Annotated in this window: 4 protein-coding genes, 17 tRNA genes and 3 rRNA genes; 22 read left to right on the forward strand and 2 right to left on the reverse strand. The window is 50.2% G+C overall.

Translation table 11 applies throughout. The features are described 5' to 3' along the window. Positions 1 to 32 precede the first annotated feature (32 nt). The 20 genes from ACETMN_RS01780 to ACETMN_RS01875 all read left to right on the forward strand — a co-directional run bounded on the left by ACETMN_RS01780 (position 33) and on the right by ACETMN_RS01875 (position 6,716). Positions 33 to 1,585 (forward strand): 16S ribosomal RNA (locus ACETMN_RS01780). 369 nt (positions 1,586 to 1,954) lie between these two features. Beyond that, positions 1,955 to 4,882 (forward strand): 23S ribosomal RNA (locus ACETMN_RS01785). 80 nt (positions 4,883 to 4,962) lie between these two features. Beyond that, positions 4,963 to 5,079: ribosomal RNA gene (gene rrf, locus ACETMN_RS01790) — 5S ribosomal RNA — on the forward strand. The 16S, 23S and 5S rRNA genes sit together here with 17 tRNA genes alongside, the layout of an rRNA operon. Positions 5,080 to 5,117: 38 nt before the next feature. Beyond that, a tRNA-Ile gene (locus ACETMN_RS01795) sits at positions 5,118 to 5,191 on the forward strand. Between the two features lie 34 nt (positions 5,192 to 5,225). Next, a tRNA-Ala gene (locus ACETMN_RS01800) sits at positions 5,226 to 5,301 on the forward strand. A gap of 1 nt (position 5,302) precedes the next feature. Continuing rightward, positions 5,303 to 5,378: transfer RNA gene (locus ACETMN_RS01805), tRNA-Asn, on the forward strand. Positions 5,379 to 5,381: 3 nt separating this feature from the next. After that, positions 5,382 to 5,473 (forward strand) — tRNA-Ser (locus tag ACETMN_RS01810). A 16-nt stretch (positions 5,474 to 5,489) separates the two neighbouring features. Next, positions 5,490 to 5,561: transfer RNA gene (locus ACETMN_RS01815), tRNA-Glu, on the forward strand. 6 nt (positions 5,562 to 5,567) lie between these two features. After that, a tRNA-Val gene (locus ACETMN_RS01820) sits at positions 5,568 to 5,643 on the forward strand. A 16-nt stretch (positions 5,644 to 5,659) separates the two neighbouring features. Next, positions 5,660 to 5,733: transfer RNA gene (locus tag ACETMN_RS01825), tRNA-Met, on the forward strand. Between the two features lie 26 nt (positions 5,734 to 5,759). Further along, positions 5,760 to 5,837: transfer RNA gene (locus tag ACETMN_RS01830), tRNA-Asp, on the forward strand. A 22-nt stretch (positions 5,838 to 5,859) separates the two neighbouring features. Further along, positions 5,860 to 5,935 (forward strand) — tRNA-Thr (locus tag ACETMN_RS01835). A gap of 97 nt (positions 5,936 to 6,032) precedes the next feature. Further along, positions 6,033 to 6,108 (forward strand) — tRNA-His (locus ACETMN_RS01840). 11 nt (positions 6,109 to 6,119) lie between these two features. Next, positions 6,120 to 6,194: transfer RNA gene (locus tag ACETMN_RS01845), tRNA-Gln, on the forward strand. A 9-nt stretch (positions 6,195 to 6,203) separates the two neighbouring features. Continuing rightward, positions 6,204 to 6,279, forward strand: a tRNA-Lys gene (locus ACETMN_RS01850). Between the two features lie 9 nt (positions 6,280 to 6,288). Beyond that, positions 6,289 to 6,376, forward strand: a tRNA-Leu gene (locus ACETMN_RS01855). A gap of 8 nt (positions 6,377 to 6,384) precedes the next feature. Next, positions 6,385 to 6,459 (forward strand) — tRNA-Gly (locus ACETMN_RS01860). Positions 6,460 to 6,465: 6 nt separating this feature from the next. Next, positions 6,466 to 6,542: transfer RNA gene (locus tag ACETMN_RS01865), tRNA-Arg, on the forward strand. Between the two features lie 16 nt (positions 6,543 to 6,558). Next, positions 6,559 to 6,632, forward strand: a tRNA-Pro gene (locus ACETMN_RS01870). Between the two features lie 13 nt (positions 6,633 to 6,645). Beyond that, positions 6,646 to 6,716: transfer RNA gene (locus ACETMN_RS01875), tRNA-Gly, on the forward strand. 271 nt (positions 6,717 to 6,987) lie between these two features. On the opposite strand, the gene ACETMN_RS01880 is transcribed toward ACETMN_RS01875, so the two are convergent. Then, entirely contained in the window at positions 6,988 to 7,848 is an 861-nt protein-coding gene (locus ACETMN_RS01880) for a hypothetical protein (protein WP_411735691.1), read from the reverse strand. Between the two features lie 137 nt (positions 7,849 to 7,985). Further along, positions 7,986 to 8,903, reverse strand: coding sequence for a LysR family transcriptional regulator (locus ACETMN_RS01885; RefSeq protein ID WP_411735692.1), 918 nt, complete (start codon positions 8,901 to 8,903; stop codon positions 7,986 to 7,988). 385 nt (positions 8,904 to 9,288) lie between these two features. Here ACETMN_RS01885 and ACETMN_RS01890 point away from each other — a divergent pair, with 385 nt between their 5' ends. Both ACETMN_RS01890 and ACETMN_RS01895 read left to right on the forward strand, forming a co-directional pair. After that, positions 9,289 to 10,311 carry an ABC transporter ATP-binding protein gene (locus ACETMN_RS01890; protein WP_411736390.1) on the forward strand — a complete coding sequence of 341 codons (1,023 nt, stop codon included), beginning with the start codon at positions 9,289 to 9,291 and terminating at the stop codon, positions 10,309 to 10,311. 68 nt (positions 10,312 to 10,379) lie between these two features. Continuing rightward, positions 10,380 to 11,453 (forward strand): ABC transporter substrate-binding protein, encoded by a 1,074-nt coding sequence (locus ACETMN_RS01895; protein ID WP_411735693.1) that lies wholly within the window; start codon positions 10,380 to 10,382, stop codon positions 11,451 to 11,453. Positions 11,454 to 11,535: the final 82 nt, after the last annotated feature.

An 11,535-nucleotide genomic window follows, 5' to 3' on the forward strand; every position in this document is an offset into this window, starting at 1 on the left:
TTCAAAATGAGCTTATCGCTCTTTTCAATACTTTATTGGAGAGTTTGATCCTGGCTCAGGACGAACGCTGGCGGCATGCCTAATACATGCAAGTCGAGCGGACTTGAAGAGAAGCTTGCTTCTCTGATGGTTAGCGGCGGACGGGTGAGTAACACGTAGGCAACCTGCCCTCAAGTTTGGGACAACTACCGGAAACGGTAGCTAATACCGAATAATTGTTTTCTTCGCCTGAAGGAAACTGGAAAGACGGAGCAATCTGTCACTTGGGGATGGGCCTGCGGCGCATTAGCTAGTTGGTGAGGTAACGGCTCACCAAGGCGACGATGCGTAGCCGACCTGAGAGGGTGATCGGCCACACTGGGACTGAGACACGGCCCAGACTCCTACGGGAGGCAGCAGTAGGGAATCTTCCGCAATGGGCGAAAGCCTGACGGAGCAATGCCGCGTGAGTGATGAAGGTTTTCGGATCGTAAAGCTCTGTTGCCAGGGAAGAACGCTTGGGAGAGTAACTGCTCTCAAGGTGACGGTACCTGAGAAGAAAGCCCCGGCTAACTACGTGCCAGCAGCCGCGGTAATACGTAGGGGGCAAGCGTTGTCCGGAATTATTGGGCGTAAAGCGCGCGCAGGCGGTCATTTAAGTCTGGTGTTTAATCCCGGGGCTCAACCCCGGATCGCACTGGAAACTGGGTGACTTGAGTGCAGAAGAGGAGAGTGGAATTCCACGTGTAGCGGTGAAATGCGTAGATATGTGGAGGAACACCAGTGGCGAAGGCGACTCTCTGGGCTGTAACTGACGCTGAGGCGCGAAAGCGTGGGGAGCAAACAGGATTAGATACCCTGGTAGTCCACGCCGTAAACGATGAGTGCTAGGTGTTAGGGGTTTCGATACCCTTGGTGCCGAAGTTAACACATTAAGCACTCCGCCTGGGGAGTACGGTCGCAAGACTGAAACTCAAAGGAATTGACGGGGACCCGCACAAGCAGTGGAGTATGTGGTTTAATTCGAAGCAACGCGAAGAACCTTACCAGGTCTTGACATCCCTCTGACCGGTACAGAGATGTATCTTTCCTTCGGGACAGAGGAGACAGGTGGTGCATGGTTGTCGTCAGCTCGTGTCGTGAGATGTTGGGTTAAGTCCCGCAACGAGCGCAACCCTTATATTTAGTTGCCAGCACTTCGGGTGGGCACTCTAGATAGACTGCCGGTGACAAACCGGAGGAAGGTGGGGATGACGTCAAATCATCATGCCCCTTATGACCTGGGCTACACACGTACTACAATGGCCGGTACAACGGGCTGCGAAATCGCGAGATGGAGCCAATCCCAACAAAGCCGGTCTCAGTTCGGATTGCAGGCTGCAACTCGCCTGCATGAAGTCGGAATTGCTAGTAATCGCGGATCAGCATGCCGCGGTGAATACGTTCCCGGGTCTTGTACACACCGCCCGTCACACCACGAGAGTTTATAACACCCGAAGTCGGTGGGGTAACCGCAAGGAGCCAGCCGCCGAAGGTGGGATAGATGATTGGGGTGAAGTCGTAACAAGGTAGCCGTATCGGAAGGTGCGGCTGGATCACCTCCTTTCTATGGAGAATCGTTTCCCGAGTGGAAACATTCAAATAAGCAGGTTCTTAGAACCTGCGACAGCGATTCATTTTGGTCCATCACTTCGGTGTGGATGAAATGAAGAGCACAAGCAACTCACTCGTTGCTCAGTTTTGAGAGCTCAAACTCTCAAAACAGCTTGCTTTTGCATGGAGCTTGTTCTTTGAAAACTAGATATCGAAACGAAACAAACGCGAATTAGAACATTCCTTTTTAGCTGAACTTGTGTTAAACAAGTTTCAATAAAAACGGTAGTCAAATTGCTTTTGTGATGGTATCGGGTGAGAGCGACTTTTGGCTTTGCGCAAGCAAAACAAGGGAAGCGAGCGACCGAAACCGGAACAAAATGGTTAAGCTACTAAGAGCACACGGAGGATGCCTAGGCGCTAGGAGCCGATGAAGGACGTGGCGAACAACGAAACTGCCTCGGGGAGCTGTAAGCAAGCTTTGATCCGGGGGTGTCCGAATGGGGAAACCCAGCTGGGGTAATTTCCAGTTACTCATAACTGAATACATAGGTTATGCAGAGGCATACCAGGGGAACTGAAACATCTAAGTACCCTGAGGAAGAGAAAACAATAGTGATTCCGTCAGTAGCGGCGAGCGAACGCGGAGAAGCCCAAACCAGAGAGCTTGCTCTTTGGGGTTGTGGGACGTCTCACATGGAGTTACAAAGGAACCGGTTAAGCGAAGAGGTCTGGAAAGGCCCGCCAAAGAAGGTAAAAGCCCTGTAGTTGAAAGTCTGTTCCCTCCGAGACGGATCCCGAGTAGTGCGGGGCACGTGAAACCCCGTATGAATCCGGCAGGACCATCTGCCAAGGCTAAATACTTCCTAGCGACCGATAGTGAAGCAGTACCGTGAGGGAAAGGTGAAAAGCACCCCGGAAGGGGAGTGAAATAGAACCTGAAACCGTGTGCTTACAAAAAGTCAGAGCCCGTTTTAGGGGTGATGGCGTGCCTTTTGTAGAATGAACCGGCGAGTTACGTTCCCGTGCAAGGTTAAGGTGAAGAGCCGGAGCCGCAGCGAAAGCGAGTCTGAATAGGGCGACATAGTACGTGGACGTAGACCCGAAACCGGGTGATCTACCCCTGTCCAGGGTGAAGGTGCGGTAACACGCACTGGAGGCCCGAACCCACGCATGTTGAAAAATGCGGGGATGAGGTGGGGGTAGCGGAGAAATTCCAATCGAACTCGGAGATAGCTGGTTCTCCCCGAAATAGCTTTAGGGCTAGCCTCGGAAAACAGAGTCGTGGAGGTAGAGCACTGATTGGGTGCGGGGCCCGCAAGGGTTACCAAGCTCAGTCAAACTCCGAATGCCATAGACTTACTTCCGGGAGTCAGACAGTGAGTGCTAAGATCCATTGTCAAAAGGGAAACAGCCCAGACCATCAGCTAAGGTCCCCAAGTGTGTGTTAAGTGGGAAAGGATGTGGAGTTGCACAGACAACCAGGATGTTGGCTTAGAAGCAGCCACCATTGAAAGAGTGCGTAATAGCTCACTGGTCGAGTGACTCTGCGCCGAAAATGTAACGGGGCTAAACACACCACCGAAGCTATGGCTTGATGCTTTGCATCAGGGGTAGGGGAGCGTTGTATAAGGGTTGAAGGTGTACCGTAAGGAGCGCTGGACATTATACAAGTGAGAATGCCGGTATGAGTAACGAAAAGATCAGTGAGAATCTGATCCGCCGAAAGCCTAAGGGTTCCTGAGGAAGGCTCGTCCGCTCAGGGTAAGTCGGGACCTAAGGCGAGGCCGAAAGGCGTAGTCGAAGGACAACAGGTCGAAATTCCTGTACCACCGTAAGCCGTTATGAGCAATGGGGGGACGCAGTAGGGTAGTGACGCGGACTGATGGATGTCCGTCTAAGCAGTAAGGCTGATGTGTAGGCAAATCCGCACATTGTAAGGCTGAGCTGTGATGGGGAGCGAAAATTATAGTAGCGAAGGTCATGATCTCACACTGCCAAGAAAAGCCTCTAGCCAGGTGAAGGTGCCCGTACCGCAAACCGACACAGGTAGGCGAGAAGAGTATTCTAAGGCGCGCGGAAGAACTCTCGTTAAGGAACTCGGCAAAATGACCCCGTAACTTCGGGAGAAGGGGTGCCCCGGTAGTGTGAATAGCACGAGGGGGCCGCAGTGAAAAGGCCCAAGCGACTGTTTAGCAAAAACACAGGTCTGTGCGAAGCCGTAAGGCGAAGTATACGGGCTGACGCCTGCCCGGTGCTGGAAGGTTAAGGGGAGTGGTTAGGGAGTAATCCCGAAGCTGTGAACCGAAGCCCCAGTAAACGGCGGCCGTAACTATAACGGTCCTAAGGTAGCGAAATTCCTTGTCAGGTAAATTCTGACCCGCACGAATGGCGTAACGACTTGGGCGCTGTCTCAACGAGAGATCCGGTGAAATTTTAATACCTGTGAAGATGCAGGTTACCCGCGACAAGACGGAAAGACCCCATGGAGCTTTACTGCAGCTTGATATTGAATTTGGGTACGATCTGTACAGGATAGGTGGGAGCCTTTGAAGCATGAGCGCCAGCTTGTGTGGAGGCAACGTTGGGATACCACCCTGATCGTATCTAGGTTCTAACCTGGTACCGTAATCCGGTGCGGGGACAGTGTCAGGTGGGCAGTTTGACTGGGGCGGTCGCCTCCTAAAGAGTAACGGAGGCGCCCAAAGGTTCCCTCAGAATGGTTGGAAATCATTCGAAGAGTGCAAAGGCATAAGGGAGCTTGACTGCGAGACCTACAAGTCGAGCAGGGACGAAAGTCGGGCTTAGTGATCCGGTGGTACCGCATGGAAGGGCCATCGCTCAACGGATAAAAGCTACCCTGGGGATAACAGGCTTATCTCCCCCAAGAGTCCACATCGACGGGGAGGTTTGGCACCTCGATGTCGGCTCATCGCATCCTGGGGCTGAAGTAGGTCCCAAGGGTTGGGCTGTTCGCCCATTAAAGCGGTACGCGAGCTGGGTTCAGAACGTCGTGAGACAGTTCGGTCCCTATCTGTCGTGGGCGTAGGAAATTTGAGAGGAGCTGTCCTTAGTACGAGAGGACCGGGATGGACGTACCGCTGGTGTACCAGTTGTTCCGCCAGGAGCACCGCTGGGTAGCTATGTACGGACGGGATAAACGCTGAAAGCATCTAAGCGTGAAGCCCCCCTCAAGATGAGATTTCCCAGTATGTAAGACCCCTTGAAGACGACGAGGTAGATAGGCTGGGGGTGGAAGTGCAGCAATGCATGGAGCTGACCAGTACTAATCGGTCGAGGGCTTATCCAATTAGCAAGTGATAATTCGCATGTTTCGTTTCGAATCTAGTTTTCAGAGAACGATCTCTGAAATGTAAGCACAGCTATGCGTTTGGTGGCGATGGCGGAGGGGTTCCACACGTACCCATCCCGAACACGACCGTTAAGCCCTCTAGCGCCGATGGTACTTGGACCGCAGGGTCCTGGGAGAGTAGGACGCCGCCAAGCGAAACCCCACTGGGGTATTTTTTTTCGAAAATTGATAAGGGCCCTTAGCTCAGTTGGTTAGAGCGCACCTCTGATAAGGGTGAGGCCGGTGGTTCGAGTCCACCAGGGCCCATAGCAAGACCACAACAAGAAATATACCAGAGTATGGGGCCATAGCTCAGCTGGGAGAGCGCCTGCCTTGCAAGCAGGAGGTCAGCGGTTCGATCCCGCTTGGCTCCACCATTCCCTGATAGCTCAGTTGGTAGAGCACTCGACTGTTAATCGAGTTGTCACAGGTTCGAGCCCTGTTCGGGGAGCCATATGGAGAGGTGTCCGAGCTGGCCGAAGGAGCACGATTGGAAATCGTGTAGGCGTCACAAGCGTCTCGAGGGTTCGAATCCCTCTCTCTCCGCCAGATAATTTTTTAGCAAGGCCCGTTGGTCAAGGGGTTAAGACACCTCCCTTTCACGGAGGTAACAGGGGTTCGAATCCCCTACGGGTCATATTATGGAGGCTTAGCTCAGCTGGGAGAGCATCTGCCTTACAAGCAGAGGGTCGGGGGTTCGATCCCCTCAGCCTCCACCATATAACTTTATAACGACGCGGGGTGGAGCAGCCCGGTAGCTCGTCGGGCTCATAACCCGAAGGCCGCAGGTTCAAATCCTGCCCCCGCAATTATACTTTCCTTGAGAAAGTACTATGGAACCGTGGTGTAGTTGGCCTAACATGCCTGCCTGTCACGCAGGAGATCGCGGGTTCGAATCCCGTCGGTTCCGCCATTTTTAATAAAATATACACCGTGCCGGTGTAGCTCAACTGGTAGAGCAACTGACTTGTAATCAGTAGGTTGGGGGTTCAAGTCCTCTCGCCGGCACCATTTTTAGTATTTACATATGAATTTGTGATAGAATGTATATTACAAGTTAAATTGGTAATACTAAGATTCTCTTAGTGGATGAATGGCTTACTCTATGGCGGTCGTGGCGAAGTGGTTAACGCACCGGTTTGTGGATCCGGCATTCGGGGGTTCAATTCCCCTCGATCGCCCCATGATTTTTTAATGGGGATTAGCCAAGCGGTAAGGCAACGGACTTTGACTCCGTCATGCATAGGTTCAAATCCTATATCCCCAGCCATTTCATTACGAGTCATTAGCTCAGTTGGTAGAGCACCTGACTTTTAATCAGGGTGTCGAAGGTTCGAGCCCTTCATGACTCACCATTATATTTTGCGGTCGTGGCGGAATTGGCAGACGCGCACGGTTCAGGTCCGTGTGGGCTAACCCCCCGTGGAGGTTCGAGTCCTCTCGACCGCACCATATGTTTTGCGGAAGTGGCTCAGCGGTAGAGCATCGCCTTGCCAAGGCGAGGGTCGCGGGTTCGATTCCCGTCTTCCGCTCCAATATTTGCGCCCTTAGCTCAGCTGGATAGAGCGTTTGACTACGAATCAAAAGGCCGGGAGTTCGAATCTCTCAGGGCGCGCCATTATTCTCATAAGTATCGGGATGTAGCTCAGCTTGGTAGAGCACCTGGTTTGGGACCAGGGGGTCGCATGTTCAAATCGTGTCATCCCGATTTTTTTTTATTTGCGGGTGTAGTTCAATGGTAGAACTTTAGCCTTCCAAGCTAATAGCGTGGGTTCGATTCCCATCACCCGCTTCCTAGTAACATATAGAAGAGCCTTTGCTTATAGCAAGGGCTTTTTTGTTTTCACCTATAAGAAGAGGTGATTTTCAGAAAACCAGAGTTTAATGTGAGTAGTCAACTCGAGATGAACAGATGAAATAGATAAGCAAAAATCTTAACTGTTGATAAACGTAGAATTACTTAATTAACTGATTTTAATTCGTTCTCTACACAAAAAAAGACAAGTCCCTCTCCTACGATATCCGCAGGAAGAGGAACTTGTCTTTTTAATTAGAGCCAGCGATTAGTATCTTTCCAAAATAGTCTGTGTCTTCAAGCCATCGGCCGGAATCAGCCAGTTTTTGTTCTCCAGCAATTGCAGCAGTTGAGTACGCAGACCGGATACGGCTACAGTATCATCGGTTTTGAAAGAAACCTCTACGATATTCTCAATACCTGTACCTGCTGCGTCACGGATTGGCCATACTTCGAGTGTAAGCTCTTGACCATTCCATGTACCTTCATAACGTTGGAATGTGATTGGGCCATATGCACGGGATTGAGTCAGTTGTTGTTTACCCCAGTTGGAAGCAGACCAGTTCTTCAATTTGCCCGGAAGCTTGTCCAGTAACATGTTCAGGGCATCTTGCTGGGAAGGAAGTTGAACACCTGTCGCTTTGGTATCGACTTTTTTGGTGTTGGAGAAGCTCAGTGTCTGTTTGCCGTATCCCCAATCAATCTCAGCCTCGTAGTTATCATCTGATATGTCGAATCCTTCTTGGTTAGCCAGGGTCAGCGCTGCGTTGATGTCGCCATTGATTACAGGGTAGCGTTTTTTATAAGTCAATTCGTAGTTATTTTTGTCATCCTTTTTGCGAAAACGAACGTTCCATCCTTGTTGATCCAATCCGAGAGCATTGGTGTCGAAGTACTCTACGTTAATGTTTCTTGGCGTGGAACTCAGGCCGAGTGTCTGAATCACTTCACTGCGTGGTGTCCCATCTATATTCAATACAAGTTCCGGCTTGGCCGGAAACTTTACTTCATAAGCAGGAACGGCATTGGCAGCAGCTGAAGCCTGGGGTGCTCCCAGAAATGTCATTCCACTTCCCAATGTTACGATGCTCAGCATCAATGAGGCGGTTACCTTTTTCCACTTTTTCAAAACCAATCACTCTCCTAATCTGGATTAACGTACAGACTCACTTTATCGCCCGAATATATGAAAGCGATTAAAGGGGAGCGCACATTGCGTTAATCCTGCATAGATTTGATGAATGGTAAACGATAGTTTATAGCGGATCAGGGCAATCTGCCATGGAAAATGGGGGAGCCGTGACTCACCTTTCGAAGCACTTCTTTGAAGCGGTTTACCTGAACGGAAGGGTGGCGGTCCTTGTTATGTACCGTAGAGATATGGCGCGGCGCTTGCTCTCCGGGAATGGGAAGAACTTGAATGAGCCCGTGCTGTTCCTCCCACTGTACCGCCATCCGAGACATGAATGAGACATGCCCCCCGATTAACACGAGCTGTTTGATCGCTTCCAGGGAATCCATCTCCACGGTACTCCTCAAACGAATGTCATGTTGCGCAAGCCATTGATTGGTTAACCGTCGAGTACTGGATTCATTGCCATGTAAGGCAAAAGGAATCTGCGCGATATGATCAGGTGTTAATGCATCCTTCTGGGCCAACCCATGTTGTGGAGAACAGATCAATACTAAGTCGTCTTCACACAGCGTCTCAGCTTGCAGGGCGGGTCCAACAAATGGCTCGGAAGAGATCACCCCCAGATCAATCTGATGCCGAATTAACATCTCGCGAATAACAGGTGATGGTTTGACGGATAGGACGATACGAATGCCCGGGAACTCCTGAGAAAAGGTGTTGAGTATGCTGGGCAACAGATATGTAGCCGGTACATAGCTTGCCCCAATGTGCAGGGTGCCCCGATAGAGACTGTCATATTCTTTCACTACCCGCCTTGCCTCTTGGGTTAGAGCATTGATTTTGACGGAATAGTGGAGCAGGGCTTGTCCGGCCTCAGTTAGAAAGGTCTTGCCACTGCGTGATTCGAATAATCGCACGCCCATCTCTTCCTCCAATGACTTCATATGAAATGTAACGGTTGGTTGTTTGATCCCCAGTAACTCGGCTACGCTTGTCATGTGATGATGCTTGTCGATCAGCTCAACAATTTGCAGTTTGATCAGATTCAATGTCTCAACACTCCTCTCACTTCTACTAACCCCAATATATAAGATGATCTAATGTTTTTCATAAAGACGGAGAGTACAGAACCAATCTGAAGAAGCGAAGCGTTCGCCTTTATCCCCGGATTTCTCCCTTTAAAAAGGGAGTATATGAAATCTGGGGATAACAGCGATCGGAAGATGGTGCTGTAATCGAAGCGAAAACATGAAAATTAATTTAGTTCACCTACTATAGATTTAATCTATGAACATCAACAGAATTCATCTAAAAAGTTAATTCCAATTTTACATACAAGACATACAACTCGCGAAAGCGGACGTTAGACTGAGAACAGTGCAAGAGATTAAGTAACAAAAGAGATCAAGTAACAGAAGACAGGCAGGGATGCTTATGAAATTAGAGATGACGGGAATTCAAAAATCATTTAATCAAACACCCGCACTGCTGCCAACAGATCTAACGCTTGAACATGGAAAGTTCACGACACTGCTCGGCCCATCAGGCTGTGGCAAAACAACACTGCTCCGCATGTTGGCCGGGCTGGAACAGCCGGACGCGGGGGAGATTCGTGCAGATGGTCAGTGTATCTACTCTGCGGCGAAGCGGATTGATATACCAACACACAAGCGTAATCTGGGCATGGTGTTTCAGGATTTTGCATTATGGCCGCATATGACCGTATACGAAAATGTAGCGTTTGGCCTGAAGGCCGGAAAACAGAAATCTGATCTGCGGCAAAAGGTGAACGAAGCACTTGGCATGGTTCGCCTGCAAGGCATGGAAGATCGATATCCTCATCAGCTGTCTGGTGGACAGCAGCAACGGGTTGCTTTTGCCAGAGCCGTAGCGGTCAGACCTGGTGTGATCCTGTTCGATGAGCCACTAAGTGCACTGGATGCTGTACTTCGGGAAGAGATGCGTATTGAGATGATGTCACTGGTTCGGGACATGGGATTGACTGCGCTGTACGTCACACATGATCAGATTGAAGCGATGTCGATGTCGGATGAGATTGTGGTGATGCAGAAGGGACGGATATTGCAAAAGGGAAGCCCGGAAACGATCTACTCGGCACCAAGTGATCCGTATGTTGCTTCGTTTATCGGAAAGTCCAACTGGCTCACGCCTAATCAATCGATGGTGCGACCAGAGCATGTCACCTGGAACAAAACAGGTCATGATGATCTGTGTTATCCGGGAACTGTACTCAGCGTCAGCTATGTAGGTGAACGCTACGAAGTGCGGGTGCAGATGCAGATGGAAGGGCTGGGCGTATGGACAGCCTATATGAACCAAAGAGTACGCGTAGGGGAGAGAGTTCAGCTCTATGTTGCTCCCGAGCGGATATGCCGCATGGATGGTTATGACCACCCAAGTATGAAACAGAACGAAGCAATCGCAGTGGCATATTAAATTGTTGAACGAGCACAGTTGGAAGCAGGATTACACATTTTATAAGAAACCAGGGGAGATGGATGAATATGTTGGGGATGAAAACACGAAAAAAGAGCGCAATGCTGTTATTAACGGCGGTTATGAGTATCAGTTTGTTCGGATGTAGTACAGGGAACTCGGCCACAGGAAATGCGGCGCAACCCGCAAGTGAAGGAAACACAGCAGCAGCGGCAGAAACAACGAAACCGGCTGGCGGCAAGTTGGTACTGTACAGTGCTGGCCCACAGAAGCTGGCCGATAACATCGTGAGCGGATTTACAGACAAAACAGGGATCGAAGTTGAGATGTTCCAGGGAACGACAGGCAAAATTCTGGCTCGTATGGAAGCTGAGAAATCCAATCCGGTGGCAGACGTTGTAATCCTGGCCTCTTTACCATCAGCACAGGCTCTGAAAGCGGATGGACTGACGATGCCATACCCTGAAGCAGCCAATGCAAACAAGCTGAACAAGGACTGGTCGGATGCAGAGGGCAACTATTTTAGCAGCAGTGCTTCCGCACTGGGTATTGTGTATAACACCAAACTGGTATCTACACCCCCAACAAGTTGGGCAGATCTTGCTACGCCTGCATGGAAAGATGTAGTGAACATTCCCGACCCTACATTATCAGGCTCAGCACTCGACTTCATCACAGGATACCTGAGTGCGAATGGTGAAAAAGGTTGGGATCTGCTGAGTGCCTATAAAGCCAATGGTGTAGCGATGGCAGGAGCCAATCAGGAAGCCCTTGATCCGGTCATTACGGGTGCCAAAAGCATCGTAGCTGCAGGTGTGGATTACATGGCGTATTCCTCCAAGGCAAAAGGTGAACCACTGGATATCGTGTACCCTGAGGAAGGCACGGTAATCAGCCCAAGACCGGCAGCAATTCTGAAATCCAGTCCGAATGTAGAGAATGCCAAAGCGTTTATCGACTACTTGTTGTCTGATGAAGCACAGAAGCTTGTTGCAGATGCTTATCTAATCCCGGGCCGCGAAGACATTGAAGCGACTAACCGTGCCAATGTGAAGGATATTCCACAACTTAAAGTGGATTGGAACTGGATGAGCGAACATGGCGAAGAGACAGCAGCGCGTTTTTCCGAGACTTTTAAGTAAGAAACAATAGGATAGAGACAATTAGGCAAAAGGAATACCTGCTGTCTGTGGAAAGTCATGTGAGGTGAACGTAGTGAAACCT

The organism is Paenibacillus sp. M2 (assembly GCF_046713495.1).
In the GTDB taxonomy this organism is placed as follows: domain Bacteria; phylum Bacillota; class Bacilli; order Paenibacillales; family Paenibacillaceae; genus Paenibacillus; species Paenibacillus amylolyticus_B.